Below are 25,615 nucleotides of genomic sequence, written 5' to 3'. Positions count from 1 at the left end.
TTACAAGCTGCTCGCCAACTTCCCGCCCATCATCCGTCGACGATAGGACGTATCCCGATTCGCCAGCCAGAAGTACAGCGGCGACGTCACCAGCAAGCCCACCAGCCACGACAGATCCGCGCCGTTGATGTGTGCCGACACCGGGCCGACGTACAGTGGCGTGTTCATGAACGGGATCTGCACGGCGATGCCGATCGCGTAAGCCAGCAAGGCCTGCGGGTTGTAGCGACCGTAGATGCCGCCATCAACCTGGAAGATCGACTGGATGTCGTATTTGCCTTTGTGGATCGCATAGAAGTCGATCAGGTTGATCGCCGTCCACGGCACCAGAACCACCAAAAGCACCAGCACCATATCGACGAAGTGGCCGATGAAGTCCTTGGAGGCGCCGACGGCGGCGAAGCAGCACGCCAGCAACACGATGATCGAGATCACTGCGCGGCTCTTGGCGGTCGGGATCCAGCGGTAGGCGAAGGTCTGCACCAGAGTGATCAGCGACAGCACGGCGCCGTAGAGGTTGAGGGCGTTGTGGCTGATCACGCTGAGCAGGAACAGCACCAACATCAGCGGGCCGATGGAACCGGTGGCCATTTTCACGGCGTCCATGGTGTCCATGCCAACCGGTGTGGCAAGCACGGCAACGGCGCCGAAAATGAACGCCAGGCTCGAACCGAGCGCCGAACCCAGATAGGTCGTCCAGAAGGTCGACGAGACTTTGACGTCGGCCGGCAAGTAACGCGAATAATCGGACACGTATGGCGCAAACGCGATCTGCCACAACGCCGCCAACGACACGGTGGCCAGCCAGCCGGACAGGTTGAAGCTGCCACGGGTGAGGAAGTCATCGGTCTGAGTATGGGTAAAGATGTAGCCGAATCCGACGACGATGCCGATCCCCAGTACCCAGGTGCCGATGCGGTTGAGCACGTGGATAAAGCGGTAGCCGATGATGCCGATGATCCCCGAACCCACGGCGCCGATGACAATGCCGACCGGCACCGGAACGCTATCAACCACGCCGTGCAACGACTTGCCGGCCAGGACGATGTTAGAGGCGAAGAAACCGATGTACATGACGCCGGCAATCAACACCACCAGCAGCGCACCGAGGGAGCCGAACTGCGCGCGGCTCTGGATCATCTGCGGAATGCCCATTTGCGGGCCTTGCGCCGAGTGCAACGCCATCAGCACGCCGCCGACCAGATGGCCGACGAGGATCGCGACGATGCCCCAGACCAGATTCAAGTGAAACAACTGCACGCCCAGCGCACCGGTGACGATGGGCAACGGCGCGATGTTGCCGCCGAACCAGAGCGTGAACAGATCCCTGACCTTTCCGTGGCGATCTTCGGGGGGCACGTATCCTATCGTGTGTTTTTCAATCAGCGGAGCGGAGGATGCTGCGGGGGTAGCCATGACGAACTCCAAGGCAAGGATGAGTACGTGGACGTACTTCGGCAAGCGCCGGCACGGGCGGCGCAATTCTTGTTGAAGCGATCATGGGTAAAGCGTCGGGATAGATAAATTAGTAAGTTTGTTGCTACAGACGTTAAAAAAAATATGCTCTGGGGGAGGCGGTGCTCCGGTATGTTCACCTCCAGTAGTCAGTGACCCTTTGTGATGATGGGATTTACCTGCAAGCAGAGATTTATCTGCAATGAGGGTCCTGTGGTGAGGGGATTTATCCCCGATGGGCTGCGCAGCGGCCCCTCTTTTGACTTTAAAAACAGGGGCCGCTTCGCGCCCCATCGGGGATAAATCCCCTCGCCACAGCGATCCTTTGATTTTCTGGAGATTCCCATGGCCGCCTACAACCTGCGCCAGCTCAAATACTTCGTCACCACCGCCGATTGCGGCAGCGTCGCCGAAGCCTCGCGCAAGCTCTACATCGCGCAGCCATCGGTCTCCACCGCGATCAAGCATCTGGAAGAAAGCTTCGGCGTGCAGTTGTTCATCCGCCATCACGCCCAGGGCGTTTCGCTGACACCGAGCGGTTCGCGCTTCTATCGCAAGGCGCTGGAACTGTTGCGCGTTGCTCACGAGTTCGAACAAAACGCCCTGGCCGACAACGACGTGGTCTCCGGACAGATCGATATCGGCTGTTTCGAAACCGTCGCGCCGCTGTACCTGCCGCGCCTGATCGCCGGTTTCAAGGCGCGCTGGCCCGGCGTGGAAATCCGCATTCGCGACGGCGAACAACAGGAGCTGGTGCAAGCCCTCACCGCTGGCAGCATCGACGTGGCGATGATGTTCGAGCACGACCTCGACAGCACCATCGAAACCACGCCGTTGATGCCGCCGCAGCAGCCTTATGCGCTACTCCCGGCCAACCATCGCTTCGCGCAACAGGCCAAGGTTTCGCTGCATGATCTGGTGCTGGAACCGATGATCCTGCTCGACGTAGTGCCGAGCCGCACCTACTTCGTGAGCATTTTCGAAGAGCGCGGCCTGACGCCGAACATCGTCTTCAGCTCACCGTCGATCGAGATGGTGCGCGGCATGGTCGGCAATGGTTTCGGCTTTTCGATTCTGGTGACGAAACCGTTCAGCGACTACACCTACGACGGTCAGCAAGTCGTGTGTGTGCCATTGGCGGAAACGGTGACCGGTTCGGGATTGTCGGCGGCGTGGTTACGTCGCGTGCAACTGACCAAACCGGTGCAGTTGTTCGTCGACCATTGCCGTGAGGAATTGGCCCGACTGTACGCTTGAGCGCCGTCGAGCCGGGTTTCAATCGCGGATAAACGCCAGCACGCGTCGGAGCATTTCATCGCAAGCCTGCAACTGATCGAGGCTGACAAACTCATCGGGTTTGTGGCCCTGATCCATGCTGCCGGGGCCGCAGACCACGGTCGGAATGCCCACTGCATCAAACAAACCACCTTCAGTGCCGAATGCCACCGTGCCAAATTCCGTTGAGCCGCAGAACGCCGCAATCAATTCGGCAGCCTGGCTCTGCGCATCGGTGACCAGCCCCGGATAGGCCGACAACTCGCTGAAACGAATTTCACTTTGCGCACTGACCGCACGCATACGCGGCAGCACTTCACGCTCGGCATAGCTTTTCAGCGCCTCGGCAACCAAGGCCGGATCCTGCGAGGGCAGGGCACGGATCTCGAAATCGAAACGGCAATCGGCGGGCACGATGTTCAGCGCTTTACCACCGCTGATGACGCCGGTTTGCACGGTGCTGTAGGGCGGATCAAAACGCTTGTCGTGATGCTCCGGTGCTTTCAGTTGCTGACCGAGGCGCCCCAGTTCGCCGATCAGTTCGGCGGCGTACTCGATGGCGTTAACCCCGAGTGGCGCGTAGGCCGAATGGCACGGATGGCCGTGCACATCGCAGCGCATTGCCAGTTTGCCTTTGTGGCCGAGCACCGGTTTCAGTTCAGTCGGTTCGCCGATGATGCACAGCAGTGGTTTGACTGGGCGCTGCTGCAGAACCTTGAGCAAAGAACGCACGCCGAGGCAGCCGACTTCTTCGTCATACGACAACGCGATGTGCACCGGGATGCGCAACGAAGCCTGCACCAGCGCCGGCACCAAGGCGAGCACGCAGGCGATGTAGCCCTTCATGTCCGCCGTGCCTCGGCCGAACACTTTGCCGTCGCGCTCCGTCAGTTCGAATGGAGGAAGCGTCCACGGCTGGCCGTCGACCGGCACCACATCGGTGTGCCCGGACAGCACGATGCCCGGTTGATCCACCGGGCCGATCGTGGCGAACAGGTTGGCTTTGCTGCGCTCGTCGTTGTAGATCAGCGCGCAGGGCACGTCGAAGCCTTCGAGGTAATCACGAACGAATTCGATCAGTTGCAAGTTGGATTCACGGCTGGTGGTGTCGAAACCCACCAGCGCTCTGAGCAACTCGACGCTGTTCATCGATCATCACCGGCGACGCCGTAACCCGGGGCCTTAGCCGGGTCGAGGGCACGGTCGATGTAGTCCTGCAACTGTGGTTGGTAGGCATCCCAAAGTTTTTGCAACTGACCGATCGGGTTTTCATCGGCCCAGTCGACGCGCAGATTGACGATCGGCCAGGTCTGTTCACCGACCACTACAACCGCAGCCGAATGCACCGGGCCGGCTTCGCCACCGAGGGCTTGCGCGGCGTGCAGGGCTTTGAGCAGGCGGTCGGCGAGTTGGCCTTCGCCGTCTTCGAAAGCGCTGACCATCGCTTCGATGACTGAGCGCCCGGCGAGCATGTTGCCGGCAGCGACGCACTGTTCGCCGGAGACCGCATTGTGCACGCCGAGGGTCTGTGAACCGCTGAAGTGTGCGGTCTGGCCGAGGTGGTTGATCGCGGTGATCTGGCGGTACTGGCTGTAGCCGTTGCGTGTGAGGACTTTGTCTAGCGCATCGTCCGGCGCCAGGCCTTGCTCTATCAGCGCGAGCACTTCCGGGCCGAGCGAGGGCAGGGTGATGTTCTGGCTCGACACCGCGCCAACGCCTGGCAGCAACCATGGGCAGCGCGCGCCGACGGCGATGCTGGAGGAACTGATGGCGACACCGAACTGGCCGGTTTCGGCGCAGCGGGCTGCGATTGAAAAGGTCATGGTTTTAATCCTTTTGAGGAAATGGTTGTCCTTTAGGGCCTCTTCGCGAGCAAGCTCTGCTCCTACAAAGATCTGCTTCTGTAGGAGCAAGGCTTGCCCGCGAAGGCCATAACTCGGTGTTATGCCTTACTCAGGAATCACCGCAATCACATCAATCTCCATCAACCACTGCGGCTGCCCCAGTGCCGACACCACCAACCCGGTCGAGATCGGGAACACGCCTTTGAGCCACTTGCCCACTTCGCCATACACCGCTTCGCGATAACGCGGGTCGATCAGGTAGGTGGTGGTTTTCACAATGTGGCTCATGTCGCTGCCGGCTTCTTCCAGCAACTGCTTGACGTTGCGCATCGCTTGTTCAGCCTGCGCACGCGGGTCGCCGAGACCAACCAGATTGCCGTCGAAATCAGTGCCGACCTGACCACGGACATACACGGTGTTGCCGGCACGCACGGCCTGGCACAGGTCGTTGTCCAGCGATTGGTTCGGGTAAGTGTCTTTAGTGTTGAACATACGGATGCGAGTGTGGGTTGGCGTGCTCATTTACAGCTCCAGAATCAGGGTTGCCCGGCGCAATCGGCGCCGGATCGAAAGAGAAAAATCAGGCGTCGACGGTGTCGGCGATTTTGCTGTATGTCGGCGAGTGCAGTTCGGCTTCACGCTGCTCGGCGTCGCGATAGTCCAGATATTTGCGCTGGGTCGCGATGTGATCGGCGACGTGTTTGGCGTCGTGCCAAACACCCCAGATGAACGACGAACCGCGACGCGACTGCCACGGCAAACCGAGGAAATAAACCCCCGGTTCGCTCGACACACCGCGCTGATGCACAGGCTTGCCTTTGTCATCGAACGCCGCGACTTGCAGCCAGGAATAATCCACGGCAAAACCTGTCGCCCAGATGATCGAGGTGATGCCAGCCTTGGCCAGATCCAGATCGGCCAGCGGGTTTTTCACGCACTCAGGCTCTGGAAACGTTTCGCGAGCCTCCGGTTCTTCCGGCAGATCGAGGCCGTTACGCTCGATGTAGGCGTCGGCGGCATCCAGCAGCGCCAGGTAGTTTTCGTCACCGCGATTGAGGTTGCCGACCAGATCCTGTTTGAAGGTCACCACACCGTTGTTGAACGACTCGGTCACCCCGACCAGGGTCATGCCGCGATGGGCCAGACCACGGAAATCGATGGTGCGCCCGCCGTGCGCGCCGCTTACCGCGATGGTCACGTGCTCGCGGCCAGGTTTCATCGCCGCTTGATCCCACTCGCCGAGCACGCCCAGCCACCAGCAGAAATCACGGTTGCGGTAAGCGCGAGGCGGGCGGTCGTGGGCGCCGACGGACAGGAACACCTGCTTGCCGGAACGCTGCAACTCATCAGCAATCTGTACGCCGGAAGAACCGGCACCGACCACCAGCACTGCGCCTTCCGGCAGTTGCTGCGGGTTGCGATAGTCAGCGGAGTGGATCTGCAGCAGACGTTCGTCTCGCGGGGCAATCGCCGGGATTACCGGTTTCTGAAACGGGCCGGTAGCCGCGACCACACGGCTGGCTTCGATCACGCCTTCGGAGGTTTCGACGGTGAAACCCTGACGACCGACATTGCGCACCACGCTTTTGACTTCAACGCCGGTGCGGATCGGCGCATTGAATTTCTTCGCATAGGCTTCGAAGTAATCGGCCACGCGTTCTTTCGGGGCGAAACCGTCGGGATCGACATCATCAAATTCCAGACCCGGAAAGCGGTCGTGCCACGCCGGGCCATTGGCGACCAGCGAATCCCAACGCCCGGTGCGCCAGCGCTCGGCAATGCGGTTGCGCTCCAGCACCAGGTGCGGCACACCGAGTTTGCTCAGGTGCTCACTCATGGCGACGCCTGCCTGGCCGGCACCCACGATCAGCGTGTCTGTTTTTATTATTTCAGTGGTCATCTCTACATCCTTCCTAGCAAGGCAGTTGGATTCGGGCGCTGTTGGCTTGTCCGTTTGGCTTGAGGTCAGACTAGGGAGAGGGGGGATATCGGTAAAATATTATTAAGCTGGGATGTGAAGATAAAATTCTGATGCAGGGGGGTGAAGGCCTTTGAATACGGGGTTCTAGCAGTGGACGAACCTGCAACTACACACAAAAATCTTCCACCAGAGTGCAATCCTTGTGGTGAGGGGATTTATCCCCGATGGACTGCGCAGCAGGCCCCTTTTTTAAATCAAAAGAGGGGCCGCTTCGCAACCCGTCGGGGCGGTGCGACGTTTCGCTGAATCCCCTCACCACAGTGGTAGTGGGAATCTTAGAGGGGTTATCGGTTGAGGAACGCCAGCAGGTCTTCATTCAATGCTTGCGCATGCGTCACCGCAAATCCATGGGGCGCACCAGCATACACCTTCAACTCAGCACCCTTGATCTGCGCAGCAGCCTGCTTACCCGTGGTTTCAAACGGCACAATCTGATCGCCGTCGCCATGAATCACCAGCGTCGGCACATCGATCTTCGCCATGTCCGGACGGAAGTCGGTTTCCGAGAACGCAGTGACGCAATCCACCGTGCCCTTGAGCGACGCCAGCAGAGCCACATTCAGGGTCTGCGTGAGTACGCCGTCAGAGACTTTCTGGCCCTGATTGGTGCCATAGAACGGCGCGGCAAAATCGGCGATGAACTGCGCACGATCCTTCAACAGGCCAGCCTTGATGCCGTCGAATACCGACGTGTCAACGCCTTGCGGGAAGTCAGCTTTCTTGCCGAACAACGGCGTCACTGCGCCCAACAACACCAGCCCGGCAACGCGCTCGCTGCCATGACGGGCGATATAGCGGCTGACGTCGCCACCGCCCATGGAAAAACCCACCAGCGTGACGTCACGCAGATCCAGATGGTTGATCAATTGCGCGATGTCGTCGGCGAAAGTGTCGTAGTCGTAACCTGTCCATGGCTGATCGGAGCGGCCGAAACCCCGGCGATCGAACGCGATGGTGCGATAGCCACGGCTGCTCAGGTATTCCATCTGGTACTCCCACATGTCGGCATCCAGCGGCCAGCCGTGGCTGAACAGCACGGGTTTGCCGCTGCCCCAGTCCTTGAAATAGATCTCGGTGCCGTCTTGCGTGGTGAATGTGCTCATGCAAACTCCTTGCGTCAGCGATGGTTTGGAAAGCCGAAATGGCAGCCTTCACTATCGGCGCAAAGCGTTGCAGCTACTTGTATGCAGGTGCTGGGTTATATCGGTTCTAATCCATAGCAGAGTTGGTTGATGCAACCTTTGATCCGTCAGTGGAGTACCTTTTGTGATGCGCTGGACGGGATGCGGCGATTCAGTGATTTTCAGAAGAACCTGGACACCGCCAAGAACCTGCTCAGCGCCCGGCTCAAGGGCCTGGTCGAGCAGGGCATCCTGCAAACAGTGCCCGCAGCGGATGGCGGTGCGCAAAGGAATACGTGCTGACTGAACGTGGCAAAGCGTTGTAGACGGTGATCGTTGCGTTGTCGCAATGAGGCGGGGAATGCATGTATGCGCCGGGCTCGGTGATGGTTGATGTAAAAAATCGTCAGCCGATTCGCAAGCTGGAGCTGATGGCAACCGATGGTCGCGTGTTCGCACCGGAGGCTGTAGCGACCCGCTTGGCGGTCGAGCACTAGCTCGGGGGGCTACAATGGCGCCGTGATTGTTTCACTTGGAACGTCGCTAAAATTGATACTTGTGCTGACAGCATAGTTAGCTGGCCGGAGAGAAAGTGATGTCACTGAATAAAGATTGGCAGCCTGGTTTCGGAGAAATAATCACTTGGTTCGCCATGGATAAAAATGGACTTATAGCAGTGATGGTAAACAACTGTTTTGGTCGCCTCCCTCCTGTGTTGCTGGATGTTCCAGGCTTGGAAGCGAAACTCGATGGTATCAATGAGTTTTTATGGGAGGAGTCGTTAGATTTTACTGATTATCCAGAGAATAAGGCAGGTCGAACTTTGTTAGATGTGTATTCATTTCGCAGATACCGTAATACTCATTCGCGCAAAGATGTGGAGTTGATAGTTTCAGAAAGAGCAGGTTTTGATCAAACACTCTCAGAGTATTCAATTCCGTCAATCAAAGGATTTTACGTTTATCATGCATTGGAAAGCTCTTCTCCTGGCGAAGATTATCCGGTCGGATATGAAGGAAAAGCATCAAATGGGGACTATTTTCGGTTTTTAGTTCCAACTGTACCTGCGGGGATTGAAGACTTTCCCGAGAGTTTAAGGTCGCTGGTTGTAGTCTCGGACACATTGGATTTTACCTTTGGACAGATTGTTGTGAACAATTCCATTGGATTGGTTTTTAACAGACTTTTTTGTTGACCTGTTTGCGGGAATAACCTAGAGGGGTAAGGGTGGGTAGTTTATGCGCGGCTCAATCGACTTCGAGTAAAAAACGCCCCGAATCAATCGGGGCGTTTTCATTGGCCAGGCCTGATCAGCAGATCACTCAGCGAAACGCCGGCACCACGTGCTTGATAAACAGCTCCAGCGATTTCTTTTTCTCGGCATGCGGCAAGCTGTTGTCGCACCAGAAGCTGAACTCATCGACGCCCAGTTCCTGGTAGTACTTGATGCGCGGAATAATCTCCTCCGGCGTGCCGATCATTGCGGTTTTGTGCAGGCTTTCCAGTTCGAACTCAGGACGTCCGGCAAACTTCTCTTCCGGGCTTGGGTCGAGGAAGCCGTTGACCGGGGTTTGCTTGTTGCCGAACCACGCGTCGAAGGTGCGGTAGAAGCGCGAGATCGCTTTGGCGCCGACTTTCCAGCCGTCCGGATCGTCTGCGGTGTGTACGTGGGTATGACGCAGCACCATCAATTGTGGACGCGGCACGTCGGGGTTGTTGTTCAGTGCGGTCTGGAATTTGTTCTTCAGGTCGAGAACTTCTTCGTCGCCTTTCATCAACGGCGTAACCATCACGTTGCAGCCGTTGGCCACGGCGAAGTTGTGCGAATCCGGATCGCGGGCGGCGATCCACATCGGCGGGTTCGGCTGCTGAATCGGCTTCGGCACGCTGGTCGAAGTGGGGAATTTCCAGATGTCGCCGTCATGGGCGTAATCGCCTTTCCACAGGGCGCGCACCACCGGAACCATTTCACGCAAGGCCTGACCGCCGGAAGAGGCAGGCATGCCGCCGGCCATGCGATCGAATTCAACTTGATAAGCGCCACGGGCCAGACCGACTTCCATGCGGCCATTGCTGATCACGTCGAGCAAGGCGCATTCACCGGCCACTCGCAGCGGGTGCCAGAACGGCGCGATGATGGTGCCGGCGCCGAGGTGGATGGTCGTGGTTTTTGCCGCGAGGTAGGCCAGCAGCGGCATCGGGCTTGGCGAGATGGTGTATTCCATCGCGTGGTGTTCGCCGATCCACACGGTGCTGAAACCGCCGGCCTCGGCCATCAGGGTGAGTTCGGTCAGGTCTTCGAACAGTTGGCGGTGGCTGACGCTTTCGTCCCAGCGCTCCATGTGTACGAACAGGGAAAATTTCATCACGCTTCCTCGGATCTTTTGTTGTTGAGGCAAAAACTTGTAGGCCTTCGCCTGCTTACGCTGAACTCTGTAGGAGCTGCCGAAGGCTGCGATCTTTTGATCTGGTCTTTAAAGCAAAATCAAAAGATCGCAGCCTGCGGCAGCTCCTACATTGATCTATTCAGGCCAGGACGGGCAGGGCGCCCATTTTGCCGTGGCAGTACACCAGCGGGCCGCTGTGCTGCTCCGGGACGATCAGGTTCTTCACGGCGCCGACCATGATGGCGTGGTCGCCGCCTTCGTATTCGCGCCACAGTTCACACTCGATGACAGCCGTCGCGTTGGCCAGAATCGGGTTACCCAATTCGCTCAGCGTCCACTCGATGCCGTGCGCCTTGTCCTTGCCTTTGCGGGCGAAAGCGTAGGCCTCGCTTTGCTGGCCGCCGGACAGAACATGAATCGCGAAGCGTTTGTTCTTGATCAGCACAGGGTAGGAGTCGGAGCTGTAGTTGGGGCAGAACAGCACCAGCGCAGGATCCATCGACAGCGAACTGAAGGCGCTGGCGGTCAGGCCGACGATCTGCCCGTCATCATCCAGCGTGGTGATGACAGTGACGCCGGACGGAAACGAGCCCATGACTTGTTTGTAGATGGCTGCATCGATCATTGGACGGTCCTCGGGTGTTGTGACGCGATTTTTATGTATTTGTTGGTCTGATGGTATACCAGTAATTTTACTTTGCAAGGGCTTTTAAGCTGAACCGATTAACGTGGTGCTTTCGTCGGAAACTCAACGTTTATTGGGCTTTCCGTTGGCCTCTGAGCCGCGGTTTCAGGGAGGATGGCGTATCAGTTAGCGCTGTGAACTAAGGATCAGTCTTGTGAAAAGTTTGGAATACCATAATATGGTCTGCATCTGAGGGGCGGCCAGAGAGTCCCCCCGGTTTGGCTTCATACAAAGATAAGAACAGACAAACTCGAGTTCATTCCTATGCCCCAGATGTCCAGGCAAGATCCGTTGATCGAGAATCATACGGTCGACTACGTCCCACTCGCGGAACGCCACGGCAAGGCCCGCGACCTTTTCACCCTTTGGTTCAGCACCAACATTGCGCCACTGCCCATCGTTACCGGCGCCATGGTGGTTCAGGTGTTCCATCTCGATTTGCTCTGGGGCCTGCTGGCTATTGCGCTGGGGCACATGATTGGCGGCGTGGTGATTGCGCTGGCCTCGGCGCAAGGCCCGCGCATGGGCATTCCGCAGATGGTGCAGAGCCGTGGTCAGTTCGGGCGCTATGGCGCGCTGTTGATCGTGTTTTTTGCGGCGATCATCTACATAGGCTTCTTCATTTCCAACATCGTGCTGGCGGGTAAATCCATTGTTGGCCTTGCACCGTCGGTGCCGGCTCCGCTGAGCATTTTGATTGGTGCGCTGGCGGCCACGGCCATTGGCGTGATCGGCTACAACTTCATTCACACGCTGAACCGCATCGGCACCTGGGTGATGGGCAGCGCGTTGCTCGCCGGCTTCATCTATATCTTCGCCCATGACTTGCCGGCGGATTTCCTCACGCGCGGCAGCTTCAACCTGTCCGGGTGGCTGGCGACGGTGTCGTTGGGAATCATCTGGCAGATCAGCTTCTCGCCGTACGTTTCCGACTATTCGCGTTATTTGCCGGCGGATATCGGCATCGCCAAGCCATTTTGGGCGACGTATCTGGGCGCGACGCTGGGCACAATTCTGTCGTTCAGCTTCGGCGCAGTGGCGGTGTTGGCGACTCCGGAAGGCACCGAGGCGATGGCGGCGGTCAAGCAGTCGACGGGCTGGCTGGGGCCGATTTTGATGGTGCTGTTTTTGCTCAATATCATCAGCCATAACGCCCTGAATCTGTATGGCGCGGTGCTGTCGATCATCACCTCGATCCAGACCTTCGCCAGCCAATGGACGCCGAGCATCAAGGTGCGTGTGGTGTTATCGAGTGTCGTGTTGGCGGGTTGCTGCGTGGTGGCGCTGGGGGCTTCGGCGGATTTCATCTCCGAGTTTATCGGGCTGATTCTGGCGCTGTTGCTGGTTCTGGTGCCGTGGGCGTCGATCAACCTGATCGACTTCTACCTGATCAAACGCGGCAGCTACGACATCACCTCGATCTTCCGCGCTGACGGTGGAATTTACGGGCGCTTCAATCTGCACGCGATCGTCGCGTACTTCATCGGCATCATTGTGCAGCTGCCGTTCGCCAATACTTCGCTGTATGTCGGGCCGTACGCCAATCTGGTGGAGGGTGCTGATCTGTCGTGGCTGGTCGGGCTGGTGGTCACTGTGCCGCTGTATTACTGCCTGGCGACACGTGGTCAGGCGCAGCAGAGCCGGGTGGCAAAACTGAGCTATCGCTCCTAACCGATTTCTCTGGTGATGTCCCCTCACCACAATTGATCTGCGGGATGCTCACGCATCCCGGTGGTCATTCATATTGGCCACATCGATCCCCTTTTGGCCCATCCCCCACTGTGATCCGTCTACGCTGTCAGCAAGAATCAAAACCACAACGAAACGCTAGACCTTTTTTACCCTCGGCTACCTTTAAAGCCGCTGCCGTGTACAGAACATAAAAACCATCGAACTCACGCCGCATTTTGGGGAAACAACCATGGTCACAATGAAACGCATTCTGGGTGCCGCCGTGTGTGGGCTGACGCTGTTGGCCAGCGCCGTCCAGGCCGAGCAACGCGAACTGCGGGTGTACAACTGGGCGGATTACATTCTGCCGTCCGTGCCCAAGGATTTCGCTGCAAAAAGCGGCATCAAAGTGATCTGGGACACCTTCGACACCAACGAATCCCTGGAAGCCAAACTGCTCACCGGCAACTCCGGTTACGACCTCGTCGTGCCGTCGAACCAGTTCCTCGAAACGCAGATCAAGGCCGGCGTGTTCCAGAAACTCGACAAGTCGAAATTGCCAAACTGGAGCCACCAGGATCCGGAGCTGTTGAAACTGCTGGGCAAGAACGACCCCGGCAACCAGTACGGCGTGCCTTACATGGTCGGCACCGTGCTGATCGGCTTCAACCCGGACAAGGTCAAAGCTGCACTGGGCGACAACGCGCCGGTCGACAGTTGGGATCTGGTGTTCAAACCGGAGAACATGGAAAAACTCAAATCCTGCGGCGTAGCGATGCTCGATTCGCCGACAGAAATTCTGCCGCTGGCCCTGCACTATTTGGGGCTCGACCCGAACAGCCAAAACCCCGCCGACTATGAAAAAGCCAAAGAGCTGATGCTCAAGGTTCGTCCGTACGTGACCTACTTCAACTCGGCCAAGTACATGACTGACATCGCCAACGGCGACATCTGCGTGGCCATCGGTTACTCGGGCAGCTTCTACCAGTTCGGCAACCGCGCCAAAGAGGCGAAAAACGGTGTCGTGGTCGACTGGCGCTTGCCGAAGGAAGGCGCGCCGATCTGGTTCGATACCTTTGCGATTCCGAAGAGCGCGAAGAACGTCGAAGAGGCCCACGAATTCCTCAACAACTTGCTCGATCCGAAAGTGATCGCTCCGATCAGTGACTTCCTCGGTTACCCGAATGCGAACAAGGATTCGATTCCGCTGATCAACAAAGAGATCACCGACAACCCGAACCTGACACCGACCCCGGAAGCACTGAAAAACCTCTACGTCGTCCAGCCATTGCCGCAGAAACTCGAACGCGTGCGCACCCGCGTCTGGACCAGCATCAAGTCCGATAAATAGTCTCCGTCCAGACGAAATTCCCCTGTAGGAGCTGCCGCAGGCTGCGATCTTTTGATCTTGTTTTTAAAAATCAAAGTCAAAAGATCGCAGCCTGCGGCAGCTCCTACAGGGCTTCGGTTTGGTTTTGTTTTCGGGTGATGACCAGACTCAGGAACACCGAACCAAAAATCACCCCGCCCACCACCAGCAGCGACCACTCCACCGGCATGTGAAACCATGGCATCAGCACCATTTTTCCGCCGATAAACACCAGCACAATCGCCAGCCCGTACTTGAGCAAATGAAAGCGGTCAGCCATGTCCGCCAGCAGGAAGTACAGCGCGCGCAAGCCCATGATCGCGAAGATGTTCGAGGTGAACACAATGAACGGGTCCGTGGTCACGGCGAAGATCGCCGGGATGCTGTCGACCGCGAACATCAAGTCGCTCGCTTCGATCAGCACCAGCACCAGAAACATCGGCGTCGCCCAGCGCACACCGTTTTGCAGGACAAAAAAGCGCTCACCATGAAAGCCACTGGTGATGCGCATATGACCGCGCACCCAGCGCAGCAGCGGATTCTTGTCGAGATCCGGTTGCTGGTCGGCAAACACCAGCATCTTGATCCCGGTGATGATCAGGAACACGCCGAACGCGTACAGCAGCCATTCGAACTGCGACACCAGCCACACGCCGGCGAAAATCATCACCGCGCGCATCACAATCGCCCCGAGCACGCCGTACAGCAGCACGCGACGTTGCAACTCCGGCGGCACCGCGAAGTAGGTGAAAATCATCACGAAGATGAACATGTTGTCGATCGACAGCGATTGCTCGATCAGATAACCGGTGAGAAATTCCAGGGTCTTCTGTCGGGCGATATCAGCGCCGAATTCGCCGTGCAAATACCACCACAACAGCGCTGCGAAACTCAGTGCCAACAAGCACCAGGCAATCACCCAGGACAAGGCTTCGCGCACTGAGACGCGGTGCGCCTTGCGCCCTCCGAACACAAAGAGATCCAATGCGAGCATCGCCAGCACGAAGACGACGAAGGCGCCCCACATCCACGGTTCGCCGATATTGATATTGGTTGAAGGCATGTCACGCTCCCTGTCTTTTATTCGATTAGCGTCAGACGTGGCCATGCTAGCGACGAGTTTGCGCGAAAGAAAAATCGTTTATTTCTGCGGTAGAGTTCGATAAAAACGAAGTGTCGGGCCAACAAGGCAGTCCGACTCATCCTCGAATTTCGGGTCGCACCTTTGGTGTAACCCCTACAGGGCGGCACTTTCAGCCATGCAAACCGACATCCTCGAGCCGCAAGTCGTATGCAGCCCGATCACCCGTAGCGCGATTTTTATCGTCGCGACACTCAATGAAGGCGCCGACGCCGCCGCAACCGTGAAAGGCTGGTGCGGCGACGTCGCCGGGCTGGTGCGCTCGGTCGGCAAGCGCGTGCCGTCGGGCAATCTGACCTGCATCTGCGGCTTTTCCTCGAACGCCTGGGATCGTTTATTCGGCAGCCCGCGACCGGCGTCCCTGCACGCGTTCCGCGAATTCGGCGGGGAAGGGCGACACGCACCGTCGACGCCGGGCGATCTGCTGTTGCACATCCGCGCCGATCAGATGGATCTGTGTTTTGAACTGGCGACGCAAATCATGGCCGTGCTGGGCGATGCCGTCACCGTGGTCGACGAGGTGCAGGGTTTCCGCTATTTCGACATGCGCAGCATCATCGGTTTTGTCGACGGCACGGAAAACCCGGTCGGGCGCAAAGCGGTGAATTTCACCATCGTCGGTGATGAAGATCCGGGCTTCAGTGGCGGCAGCTACGTGCTGGTGCAGAAATACCTGCACAACATGACTGCGTGGAATTCGCTGAGCGTTGAGGCGCAGGAGCGAGTGATCGGCCGCAAGAAACTCTCCGACATCGAACTGGACGACTCGGTCAAACCTTCCAATTCACACAGTGCACTGACGACGATCACCACCGCCGCGGGCGAGGAGGTGAAAATCCTGCGCGACAACATGCCGTTTGGCCGACCGGGGGCAGGGGAGTTTGGTACGTTCTTTATTGGCTATGCGCGTTCGCCTGAGCCGATGGAGCGGATGTTGGAGAATATGTTTGTCGGCAAGCCAGTCGGCAACTATGACAAGTTGCTGGATTTCAGCACTGCAGTCACCGGAAATTTGTATTTTGTGCCGTCGGCGGATTTGCTGGAAGAGTTGGCGGATCGCTGATCAACGAAAGAACTCCCCCGGCGTTTCGCCAAACTGCTGCCGAAACGCCGCAATAAACGCTGACGTTGAATCGTAACCACAGGCCAGCGCCACATCGGTGACGCGTTCACCTTTCTCCAGCGGCGTCAGTGCCCCGAGCAGGCGCAGGCGTTGGCGCCAGGCGCGGAAGGTCAGGCCGGTGTCGCGCAGGAACAGGCGGGTGAGGGTCTTTTCAGTGACGCCGAACTTTTCGCTCCAGTGACTCAGGGTGGTCTGCTGCTCCGGGTGTTGCTCCAGGCTTTGGTAGATTTGTTTTAAGCGCGCGTCCTGCGGCAGCGGTAGCATCAGATCGATCTGCGGCGCATCGGCCAGTTGATCGAGGATCACCTGCGCCATGCGCCCGTGCGGGCCGCTCTGGTCGTATTCCACCGGCACCTGACTGAACGCGCGGATCAGTTCGCGAAGCAAATCACTGACGCCGAGCACATGACAATGCTCAACCGCCCAGCCTGCCACGCTGCAATCGATGTAGAGGCTGCGCATTTCGGTGTGCGGCGAGCTGAATACCCGATGCGGCACACCGGCCGGAATCCACACCGCGCGCTCCGGTGGCGCGACAAAGCGGCCGGCGCTGGTCTGCACTTCGAGCACACCTTGAATCGCGTACGACAACTGCACCCACGGGTGACTATGGCGCCGGGTCAGTGCGCGATTGGGCAGTGATTCCGTGCGTCCATACAGCGGACGCGGCAGGCTGGGCAGCCCGGGAATGCTGCGGCGAATGCTTTTGTCATGTCCTTTAGGCGGCATCTCAAGGCTCTTCGGCGTTAGTCGGTAATTTGCAGTCACGTTAGAGTCGTCGGCACGCACTGGCAACCCCCGGATAAAAACACCATGACTCGCCCAAGATTTTTGCCCGATAACTTCACCCTGACGCTGATCGGCGTTGTGCTGCTCGCCAGTTTTCTGCCGGCCAGCGGCCAGGTAGCAGTCGGTTTTGGCTGGCTGACCAACATCGCCATCGCGCTGCTGTTTTTCCTGCATGGCGCCAAGCTCTCTCGCGAATCAATCATCGCCGGCGCCGGTCACTGGCGTTTGCATCTGTTGGTGTTCGGCCTGACCTTCGTGCTGTTCCCGCTGTTGGGCCTGGCGCTGAAACCGCTGCTCTCACCGCTGATCGGCGGCAAACTGTACATGGGCATGTTGTACCTCTGCGCCTTGCCCGCCACGGTGCAGTCGGCGATTGCCTTCACCTCGCTGGCGCGGGGCAATATTCCGGCGGCGATTTGCAGCGCGGCGGCCTCGAGCCTCTTCGGCATTTTCCTCACACCATTGCTGGTGACGCTGTTGCTCAACGTCCACGGTGACGGCGGCTCGACGCTGGATGCGATCCTCAAGATCAGCGTGCAATTGCTCCTGCCGTTTATTGCCGGTCAGATTGCCCGCCGCTGGATCGGCGCGTGGGTCGGCCGCAACAAGAGCTGGTTGAAATTCGTTGATCAGGGCTCGATTCTGCTGGTGGTGTACGGCGCGTTCAGCGAGGCGGTCAATGAAGGCATCTGGCATCAGATTCCGCTGATCGAGTTGCTGGGACTGGTGGTGGTTTGCTGCATTTTGCTGGCGCTGGTGCTGGTGGCCTCGACGCTGTTGGGCAAGGCGTTTGGCTTCAATCAGGAAGACCGCATCACCATCCTGTTCTGCGGCTCGAAAAAGAGCCTGGCCACCGGGGTGCCAATGGCGCAAGTGTTGTTTGCCGGTAGCACGATTGGCGTGTTGATTCTGCCGCTGATGTTGTTCCATCAGATTCAATTGATGGTCTGTGCGGTGTTGGCGCAGCGTTATGCGAAACGGCCGGAATCAGTGCCGGAATTGATGGCGCAGGTGGATCCGTAAGCTGACACCTCACGCCCGAACGCACGAATCCTTGTAGGAGCCGTGCCTGCTCCCACAGGGACTTGTGGCGTATGCGGATGCATTGACTGGCGCAGAACCAAAGTGGGAGTGGGCTTGCTCACGAAGGGGGCAGTGAATTCAACATGGATGTTGGCTGAGCAGACGCTTTCGCGAGCAAGCCCGCTCCCACAGGGTTTTGTGCCGTACACAAAATCCCCGGCACATCACAAATCATTGTAGGAGTGAGCCTGCTCGCGATGGCGTTGTGTCAGCCATCTTCTTCGGCACAGACACTGCGCTATCGCGAGCAGGCTCACTCCTACAGTTTTTTTTATTACTGGGGGCTGTTGAACTGGTCGGAATAGCTGCCAGTCATCAATGCCGACGCAACGCGATCAGAACCCACGCCAACGCGGGAATAAGCGAGGCGGTTGGCGTTTAGGCGATCTGCGCCGTCTGCTGCCACGGCATTCGCGCCGACGTGATCTGCGCCGTCTGCTGCCACGGCATTCGCGCCGACGTGATCTGCGCCGTCTGCTGCCACGGCATTCGCGCCGACGTGATCTGCGCCGTCTGCTGCCACGGCATTCGCGCCGACGTGATCTGCGCCGTCTGCTGCCACGGCATTCGCGCCGACGTGATCTGCGCCGTCTGCTGCCACGGCATTCGCGCCGACGTGATCTGCGCCGTCTGCTGCCACGGCATTCGCGCCGACGTGATCTGCGCCGTCTGCTGCCACGGCATTCGCGCCGACGTGATCGGAGCCGTCAGCAGCGACGGCACCCGCACCGACGTGATCAGAGCCGTCAGCAGCAACGGCACCCGCGCCGACGTGATCTGCGCCGTCAGCAGCCACTGCACCCGCGCCGACTTGATCGGAACCGTCAGCAGCCACGGCATTCGCGCCGACGTGATCTGCGCCATCAGCAGCGACCGCACCCGCACCGACGTGATCGGAACCGTCAGCAGCCACGGCATTCGCGCCGACGTGATCTGCGCCATCAGCAGCGACCGCACCCGCACCAACATGATCCGACCCATCCGCCGCCACCGCTTGCGGCTGTCCGGCCCAGACTCCGGGCGCCACGATTGTTGCCGCTACTGCGAATACAACGCCTGACAAAAGCTTGTGATTCATGATCTTCTCCACGACCCGTCAGCTACAACGCAGTTGAGTGATGTCCGTTCGATTTACTGACTCGGGTCTAGCTGGTTGGCGATTGGCACGGGCGCACCGTCGGGGTGCACGGGTGTCGGCGATTTGAACGACTCAGCGAAGGCAACTGAACTAGTATAGATGGGCATTTGCCGGCCATTGGCCGGCGGGACGAAGGGTGAGGGGATAGTCGTTTCGCTTCCTTGCAGCCACGCGCAAAAAAGAAATCCGTCTAAAAACACTGAACCGGTTTGCGCAGGCTTTGCTAGGCTCAATGATGTAGGCGAAGACGCAGACTGATGCGCAATCGGATAGCAAGGAAACGTGGGGCGCGTTCCGAAGGGTTCACGGTTAGAAAGATCTCCGCGCTGAGATCCAGCCCTTATGCCGTGTGAAGCAGCTGAGACCGTTACTTTCACCCTGGTCCAGTACTGTGAGACTCCCGATAAACCTTGTAAGCCAGAGACCAGCACTGGCCGCCTACTCAAACACCAAAGCCCGCCCAGTGCGGGCTTTGTCGTTCTCCACAGGTCTCCCTTGTACCCCTGTGGCGAGGGGATTTATCCCCGTTGGGCTGCGAAGCAGCCCCCTCGACAATTTCGAATCAAACCCCAAGACTTACATCCCAGCCAACGCCTGCAACAAATCCCCCCGCAGATCCTCAACATCCTCAACCCCCACCGACAGCCGCACCAACCCGTCACCAATCCCGAGTTTAGCCCGCGTCTCAGCCGGAATCGTCGCATGCGTCATGATCGCCGGATGCTCGATCAAACTCTCCACGCCGCCCAGACTTTCCGCCAACGCAAAGATCTTCACATTCTCCAAAAACCGCCGCGCGCCGGCCAGATCACTATTCAGATCAACAGAAATCATCCCGCCAAAACCACGCATCTGCCGCTTGGCCAACTCATGCTGCGGATGCGACGGCAGCCCCGGATAGTAGACACGTTTAACCTGCGGCTGCTGCTCCAGCCACTGCGCCAGCTCCAGCGCATTGCTGCAATGACGCTCCATGCGCAGCGCTAAAGTCTTCACTCCGCGCAAGGTCAGAAACGCATCGAACGGCCCGGCAATCGCCCCCACAGCGTTTTGCAGAAAACCCAGTTTCTCCGCCAGTTCAGCGTTTTGCCCAACCACGGCAATCCCGCCAATCACATCGGAGTGGCCGTTCAAATACTTGGTGGTCGAGTGCAGCACGATGTCGAAACCCAGCTCCAGCGGCCGCTGGATATAGGGACTGGCGAAGGTGTTGTCGGCCACGCAAATGATCCCGCGTGCGCGGCAGATACGCGCAATCGCGGCCAGATCCGACAGGCTCAGCAGCGGGTTGGTCGGCGTCTCGACCATGACCATCCGCGTGTCGTCCTGCAATGACGCTTCGAACGCCGACAGATCGGCCAGGTCGACGAAGCTGAAACGATGCCCGGCGCTGCGCTGGCGCACCTTGTCGAAAAGACGGAACGTGCCGCCGTACAGATCGTTGCCGGAAACAATGTGCGAGCCGGCATCGAGCAATTCCAGCACCGTCGAAATCGTCGCCAGCCCTGACGCAAACGCAAACGCCCGCGTGCCACCTTCAAGATCCGCCACGCAACGCTCCAGCGCGAAGCGCGTCGGGTTGTGCGAGCGGCCGTAATCGAAACCCTTGTGCACGCCGGGGCTGTCTTGCAGGTAGGTGGAGTTGGCGTAGATCGGCGGCATCAGCGCGCCGGTGGTCGGATCCGGTTCCTGCCCGGCGTGGATCACCCGGGTCGCGAAGCCTTGGGATTTATCGTCGTGCTGACTCATGCGAGGGATCTCCGTAATTGGTTGAGCATGTCGACGCGGGTGATCAGGCCATGGAAGCCCGAAGCGTCAGCGATGATGGCGACGAGGCCACGGCTGAGCACGCTTTCCAGCTCAGCCAGATCGGCGTTCGGCGCGAGGGTTTGCAGTTTGTCGGTCATGGCGCTGGCCACCGGTTTGCGGAAGTGCGCGGCGTCTTCATGGACGCCGAGCAGGATGTCCGACTCATCGATCACACCGACCAATTGCTTGCCGTCGATCAACACCGGCAACTGCGAAACGTCGGCCAGGCGCATGCGCTGGAACGCGGTCAGCAGGGTGTCGTCGGGGCCGACGCTGATCACCCGGCCATCTTCAAAACGACGGGCAACCAGGTCGCGCAAGTCGCCATAACCTTTGCGTTTGAGCAGGCCCTGATCGGTCATCCATTGATCGTTGTAAACCTTCGACAGATAGCGCGTGCCGGTGTCGCAGACGAAACTGACTACGCGCTTCGGCTCGGTCTGTTCGCGGCAATAACGCAGCGCGGCGGCGAGGAGGGTGCCGGTGGAGGAGCCGCCGAGAATGCCTTCGGCCTTGAGTAATTGACGGGCGTGATCGAAGCTTTCTTCGTCGCTGATCGAGTAGGCGTGGCGCACGCTGGAGAGGTCGGTGATCGACGGAATAAAATCTTCGCCGATGCCTTCCACCGCCCATGAACCGGGCGTTGGCAGGCTGCCGTCGCGGCTGTATTGCGCCATGACCGAGCCGACCGGGTCGGCCAAGACCATTTCCAGATCCGGTTGCACGCGTTTGAAAAAACGGGTCAAACCGGTCAGCGTGCCGGCCGAGCCAACGCCGACCACAATCGCGTCCAGATCATGTTCGGTCTGCGCCCAGATCTCCGGCGCGGTGCTGCATTCGTGGGCCAGCGGGTTGGCGGGGTTGTTGAACTGGTCGGCGAAAAACGCGCCGGGAATGTCTTTCGCCAGGCGCGCGGCGACGTCCTGGTAATACTCGGGATGGCCCTTGCCGACATCGGAGCGGGTGATGTGCACCTCGGCGCCCATGGCTTTCAAGTGCAGGACTTTCTCAGTGGACATTTTGTCCGGAACCACCAAAACCACCCGATAACCTTTGGCGCGGCCGACCAGTGCCAGGCCCAGACCGGTGTTGCCGGCCGTCGCTTCGACGATGGTGCCACCCGGTTGCAGACGGCCATCGCGTTCAGCGGCGTCGATCATCGCCAGGCCGATACGATCCTTGATCGAGCCGCCTGGGTTCTGTGATTCGAGTTTGAGAAACAGCGTGCACGGCCCGGTATCAAAGCGGGTCACTTGCACCAGCGGGGTGTTGCCGATCAGCCCAAGTACGGCAGGGCGGGATTCCTTTGACATGTCTTCACCTCAGTGTTGGTGATTGATCGCGTTCCATTCGCGCAGAAGATGCTCGCAAGCAACATAGGCCCGGTTGGCACCTCTCGCAACCCCGATCCCCGTAGGAGCTGCGGAACGCTGCGATCTTTTGATGTTGGTTTTTGAAGGGCGAGATCAAAAGATCGCAGCGTTCCGCAGCTCCTACAGGGGGGCGATTGATCATGAGGATTTCTTGTGATGATCAGGATTATATTGAGTTTGATTCACTTGCGACCGATGCCGACAATGCCCGCCATCAACAAGACATTGGAGTTGTTTGTTATGGCACTGGCCCATTCCCTTGGATTTCCGCGCATCGGTCGCGACCGCGAACTGAAAAAAGCGCAAGAGGCGTTCTGGAAAGGAGAACTGAACGAAGCGGGCCTGCGTGACGTCGGGCGCGAACTGCGCAAAGCCCATTGGGACTTGCAGAAGAACGCCGGCATCGAGCTGTTGCCGGTCGGCGATTTCGCCTGGTACGACCAGGTGCTGACGCACTCGCTGATGTTCGGTGTGATCCCGGAGCGCTTCCGTCCGCACGACGGCAAAGCCAATCTGCACACCCTGTTCGGTATGGCGCGTGGCGTCAGCGACAGTTGCTGCGGCGGTGCTCACGCCCAGGAAATGACCAAGTGGTTCGACACCAACTACCACTATCTCGTCCCGGAATTCAGCGCGGATCAACAGTTCCAGTTGGGTTGGGAACAGTTGTTCGAAGAAGTCGAAGAAGCCCGCGCGCTGGGGCACAACGTCAAACCGGTGATCATCGGCCCGCTGACCTATCTGTGGCTGGGCAAGGCCAAAGGCGCTGAGTTCGACAAGCTCGATTTGCTCGATCGTTTGTTGCCGCTGTACGGCCAGATCTTCTCGCGCCTCGCTGCTCTGGGTGTGGAGTGGGTGCAGATTGACGAGCCGATTCTGGTGCTCGATCTGCCTCAGGAATGGAAGAACGCATTCGAGCGCGCCTACAACCAGATCCAGCGCGATCCGCTGAAGAAACTGTTGGCCACGTACTTTGGTGGCCTGGAAGAAAACCTTGGTCTGGCGGCGAATCTGCCGGTCGACGGTTTGCACATTGACCTGGTGCGTGCGCCGGAACAGTACCCGACGATTCTTGATCGTCTGCCGGCGTATAAAGTGTTGTCGCTGGGTGTGGTCAACGGCCGTAACGTCTGGCGCTGCGATCTGGAAAATGCCCTTGCGACTTTGCAGCATGCGCATGAGCGTCTGGGTGATCGTCTGTGGGTGGCGCCGTCCTGCTCGCTGCTGCACAGCCCGGTGGATCTGGGCCGTGAAGACAAGCTGGATGCCGAATTGAAAAGCTGGCTGGCTTTCGCCGTGCAGAAGTGCGAGGAAGTGGCGGTTCTGGCTCAGGCGGTCAACGAGCCGGAAGCGCCGCGCGTGCTGCGGGCATTGACCCAGAGCCGTTCGGTGCAGGCTGCGCGTGCTGCATCGCCACGCATTCACAAACCGGCGGTTCAGGCGCGTGTGGCGGCGATCACTGCCCAGGACAGTCAGCGTCAATCGTTGTTTGCCCAGCGTATCGCCAAGCAGCGTGCCGGGCTCGATCTGCCGCTGTTTCCGACCACGACGATAGGTTCGTTCCCACAAACCGCATCGATTCGTCTGGCTCGGCAATCGTTCAAGCAAGGCAAGCTCAGCGAAGCGGAATACACCGAGGCGATGCACAGCGAAATCCGCCACGCGGTGGAGATTCAGGAGCGTTTGGGTCTTGATGTGTTGGTGCACGGTGAAGCCGAGCGCAATGACATGGTCGAGTACTTTGCCGAGCAACTCGACGGCTATGTATTCACCCGTTTTGGCTGGGTGCAGAGCTACGGTTCGCGCTGCGTGAAACCGGCGGTGATTTTTGGTGATCTGAGTCGTCCGAAAGCCATGACCGTCGAATGGATTCGCTACGCCCAGAGCCTGACCCGCAAGGTCATGAAAGGCATGCTGACTGGCCCGGTGACCATGCTGATGTGGTCGTTCCCGCGTGAGGATGTCACCCGTGAAGTGCAGGCGCGGCAACTGGCGCTGGCGATCCGTGATGAAGTGGTGGATCTGGAAGCCGCCGGCATCAAGATCGTGCAAATCGACGAAGCGGCCTTCCGTGAAGGTCTGCCGTTGCGTCAGGCGCAGTGGCAGCATTATCTGGATTGGGCGACCGAAGTGTTCCGTTTGTGCGCCTCGGGCGTGCGCGATGAAACGCAGATCCATACGCACATGTGCTACAGCGAGTTCAACGATGTGATCGAGTCCATCGCGGCGATGGATGCCGACGTGATCACCATCGAAACTTCGCGCTCGGACATGGAATTGCTGGAGGCTTTCGAAGCTTTCGCCTACCCGAATGAAATCGGCCCGGGCGTCTACGACATCCACTCGCCACGGGTGCCGGATGCGTCGGAAATGGCCAATCTGTTGCGTAAAGCGGCCAAGCGTATTCCGGCGGAACGCTTGTGGGTCAACCCCGACTGCGGCCTGAAAACCCGCGGCTGGCCAGAGACCGAAGCGGCGCTGGTGCACATGGTCACCGCTGCCCGGCAACTGCGCAAAGAATTGGCCTGATCACAAAACCTGTGGGAGCGAGCCTGCTCGCGAAGGCGTCAGCACATTCAGCATCAGCTTTGAATGTACCGGCCTCTTCGCGAGCAAGCTCGGCTCCTACAAGGATTTGATGTTGATCACGGAACCGCGGATTAGCACAAATCCTTGTGGGAGCTGGCTTGCCAGCGATGGCGGCCTGAGAGCCGACCAATCTCTGGCAGAATATACCCAGTTCCAATTGTGGGAGTGAGCCTGCTCGCGAAGGCTGTTTTTCAGGTGTTGGGTTCTTTCTGACTGCGTACATATCCATTCCTGCGGTAACGGCCGCTTAGGGTTCCGCCCTTACGGCGGGTCACCTTTTCCAGACGCCGAAAAGGTAACCCAAAAGGCTTTGCCCCAGCGTTCGGCCCGCTCGCTGGGGCTCGGGGTTCCTTCGTTACGGAATTCATCCGGGCGCATCGCCTACGGTTTGCTTCGCTGCACCTCCTCTCGATGCATTTGGCTGCGCCAAACGGTCGCTGCGCTCCCACCCCCGGATAAATCCCGCCACTCAGCCTTCCGACGGGGCGGGTAGATCAAAAGCTGCAGCCGAGCTTGCGCTCATCCTGCGTAGGAGCTGCCGAAGGCTGCGATCTTTTGATGTTGCTTTTGTTTTTGTAGGAGCAGAGCTTGCTCGCGAAAGCGGTGTACCTGTAACGAAGATACTGAACCTGCCGCCCCCTTCGCGAGCAAGCCCGCTTGTATGGTAGGACTCGAAGGGGTGGGTGGGACCAAAAGCCAGCTTCTGACTGTTAGCCCAGTACAGACTGTGGGAGACATCGGCCCCACCCCTTCCACCAAAGCGCCGATAAAGAATGCTTCGT

The 25,615-nt window shown here is 58.8% G+C and carries 20 protein-coding genes and 1 pseudogene; 8 read left to right on the top strand and 13 right to left on the bottom strand.

The window, feature by feature from the left end:
* Entirely contained in the window at positions 1-1,416 is a 1,416-nt protein-coding gene (locus GVL50_RS15620) for a cytosine permease (protein ID WP_159814056.1), read from the bottom strand.
* Between the two features lie 384 nt (positions 1,417-1,800).
* Here GVL50_RS15620 and GVL50_RS15615 point away from each other — a divergent pair, with 384 nt between their 5' ends.
* Positions 1,801-2,712 (top strand): LysR family transcriptional regulator, encoded by a 912-nt coding sequence (locus tag GVL50_RS15615; RefSeq protein WP_053121255.1) that lies wholly within the window; start codon positions 1,801-1,803, stop codon positions 2,710-2,712.
* Positions 2,713-2,730: 18 nt separating this feature from the next.
* Here GVL50_RS15615 and argE read toward each other — a convergent pair whose 3' ends face one another.
* The 5 genes from argE to GVL50_RS15590 form a co-directional block, all read right to left on the bottom strand.
* Positions 2,731-3,879 (bottom strand): acetylornithine deacetylase, encoded by a 1,149-nt coding sequence (argE, locus tag GVL50_RS15610; protein WP_159814054.1) that lies wholly within the window; start codon positions 3,877-3,879, stop codon positions 2,731-2,733.
* Positions 3,876-4,553: a DUF1028 domain-containing protein gene (locus tag GVL50_RS15605; RefSeq protein WP_159814052.1), complete on the bottom strand. Its 678-nt coding sequence runs from the start codon at positions 4,551-4,553 to the stop codon at positions 3,876-3,878. The genes argE and GVL50_RS15605 overlap by 4 nt, the downstream gene beginning before the upstream one ends.
* 126 nt (positions 4,554-4,679) lie before the next feature.
* Entirely contained in the window at positions 4,680-5,096 is a 417-nt protein-coding gene (locus GVL50_RS15600; protein WP_159814050.1) for a RidA family protein, read from the bottom strand.
* 58 nt (positions 5,097-5,154) lie between these two features.
* The gene (locus GVL50_RS15595; RefSeq protein WP_159814048.1) at positions 5,155-6,474 is read right to left on the bottom strand and encodes an NAD(P)/FAD-dependent oxidoreductase; all 1,320 of its coding nucleotides are present in this window, start codon (positions 6,472-6,474) and stop codon (positions 5,155-5,157) included.
* A gap of 365 nt (positions 6,475-6,839) precedes the next feature.
* Positions 6,840-7,658 carry an alpha/beta fold hydrolase gene (locus GVL50_RS15590; RefSeq protein WP_159814046.1) on the bottom strand — a complete coding sequence of 273 codons (819 nt, stop codon included), beginning with the start codon at positions 7,656-7,658 and terminating at the stop codon, positions 6,840-6,842.
* Between the two features lie 165 nt (positions 7,659-7,823).
* Between GVL50_RS15590 and GVL50_RS15585 the strand changes: the two are divergent.
* Positions 7,824-8,173 (top strand): annotated as a pseudogene (locus GVL50_RS15585) (winged helix-turn-helix transcriptional regulator); the annotation flags it as partial.
* A gap of 98 nt (positions 8,174-8,271) precedes the next feature.
* Positions 8,272-8,871, top strand: coding sequence for a hypothetical protein (locus tag GVL50_RS15580; RefSeq protein ID WP_159814044.1), 600 nt, complete (start codon positions 8,272-8,274; stop codon positions 8,869-8,871).
* 127 nt (positions 8,872-8,998) lie between these two features.
* Here the strand turns inward: GVL50_RS15580 and GVL50_RS15575 are convergent, their stop codons facing one another.
* Positions 8,999-10,042 (bottom strand): LLM class flavin-dependent oxidoreductase, encoded by a 1,044-nt coding sequence (locus GVL50_RS15575; protein ID WP_159814042.1) that lies wholly within the window; start codon positions 10,040-10,042, stop codon positions 8,999-9,001.
* Between the two features lie 160 nt (positions 10,043-10,202).
* Positions 10,203-10,688, bottom strand: a complete 486-nt coding sequence (locus GVL50_RS15570) for a flavin reductase family protein (protein ID WP_053121239.1) — start codon at positions 10,686-10,688, stop codon at positions 10,203-10,205.
* 324 nt (positions 10,689-11,012) lie between these two features.
* On the opposite strand from GVL50_RS15570, the gene GVL50_RS15565 reads away from it, so the two are divergent.
* Together GVL50_RS15565 and GVL50_RS15560 are read left to right on the top strand one after the other, a co-directional pair.
* Positions 11,013-12,419 carry a cytosine permease gene (locus GVL50_RS15565; protein WP_159814040.1) on the top strand — a complete coding sequence of 469 codons (1,407 nt, stop codon included), beginning with the start codon at positions 11,013-11,015 and terminating at the stop codon, positions 12,417-12,419.
* Positions 12,420-12,669: 250 nt separating this feature from the next.
* The gene (locus GVL50_RS15560; protein WP_159814039.1) at positions 12,670-13,770 is read left to right on the top strand and encodes a polyamine ABC transporter substrate-binding protein; all 1,101 of its coding nucleotides are present in this window, start codon (positions 12,670-12,672) and stop codon (positions 13,768-13,770) included.
* A 103-nt stretch (positions 13,771-13,873) separates the two neighbouring features.
* Here the strand turns inward: GVL50_RS15560 and GVL50_RS15555 are convergent, their stop codons facing one another.
* A complete protein-coding gene (locus GVL50_RS15555; protein ID WP_159814037.1) occupies positions 13,874-14,851 on the bottom strand; it encodes a TerC family protein in 978 nt (325 codons plus the stop codon).
* Between the two features lie 196 nt (positions 14,852-15,047).
* On the opposite strand from GVL50_RS15555, the gene GVL50_RS15550 reads away from it, so the two are divergent.
* On the top strand, positions 15,048-15,992 hold the full coding sequence (locus GVL50_RS15550; protein WP_159814035.1) for a Dyp-type peroxidase: 945 nt from the start codon (positions 15,048-15,050) through the stop codon (positions 15,990-15,992).
* Here the strand turns inward: GVL50_RS15550 and GVL50_RS15545 are convergent, their stop codons facing one another.
* Positions 15,993-16,781 carry a helix-turn-helix domain-containing protein gene (locus tag GVL50_RS15545; RefSeq protein ID WP_159814033.1) on the bottom strand — a complete coding sequence of 263 codons (789 nt, stop codon included), beginning with the start codon at positions 16,779-16,781 and terminating at the stop codon, positions 15,993-15,995.
* An 84-nt stretch (positions 16,782-16,865) separates the two neighbouring features.
* On the opposite strand from GVL50_RS15545, the gene GVL50_RS15540 reads away from it, so the two are divergent.
* On the top strand, positions 16,866-17,864 hold the full coding sequence (locus GVL50_RS15540) for a bile acid:sodium symporter family protein (RefSeq protein WP_159814031.1): 999 nt from the start codon (positions 16,866-16,868) through the stop codon (positions 17,862-17,864).
* A 438-nt stretch (positions 17,865-18,302) separates the two neighbouring features.
* Here the strand turns inward: GVL50_RS15540 and GVL50_RS29450 are convergent, their stop codons facing one another.
* From GVL50_RS29450 to GVL50_RS15525, 3 genes are all read right to left on the bottom strand, one after another.
* Positions 18,303-18,893: a hypothetical protein gene (locus GVL50_RS29450; RefSeq protein WP_178124193.1), complete on the bottom strand. Its 591-nt coding sequence runs from the start codon at positions 18,891-18,893 to the stop codon at positions 18,303-18,305.
* 745 nt (positions 18,894-19,638) lie between these two features.
* The gene (locus GVL50_RS15530; RefSeq protein ID WP_159814029.1) at positions 19,639-20,811 is read right to left on the bottom strand and encodes a cystathionine gamma-synthase; all 1,173 of its coding nucleotides are present in this window, start codon (positions 20,809-20,811) and stop codon (positions 19,639-19,641) included.
* Entirely contained in the window at positions 20,808-22,184 is a 1,377-nt protein-coding gene (locus tag GVL50_RS15525; RefSeq protein ID WP_159814027.1) for a pyridoxal-phosphate dependent enzyme, read from the bottom strand. The genes GVL50_RS15530 and GVL50_RS15525 overlap by 4 nt, the downstream gene beginning before the upstream one ends.
* A 300-nt stretch (positions 22,185-22,484) precedes the next feature.
* On the opposite strand from GVL50_RS15525, the gene metE reads away from it, so the two are divergent.
* Complete coding sequence (gene metE / locus GVL50_RS15520; RefSeq protein ID WP_159814144.1) at positions 22,485-24,773, top strand: 5-methyltetrahydropteroyltriglutamate--homocysteine S-methyltransferase; 2,289 nt, start codon at positions 22,485-22,487, stop codon at positions 24,771-24,773.
* Positions 24,774-25,615: the final 842 nt, after the last annotated feature.

This window comes from Pseudomonas sp. 18058 (assembly GCF_902706155.1).
GTDB lineage: Bacteria > Pseudomonadota > Gammaproteobacteria > Pseudomonadales > Pseudomonadaceae > Aquipseudomonas > Aquipseudomonas rustica.
Note: the sequence above shows the minus strand (reverse complement) of the source record. Positions and strands in the feature narration are given on the sequence as shown.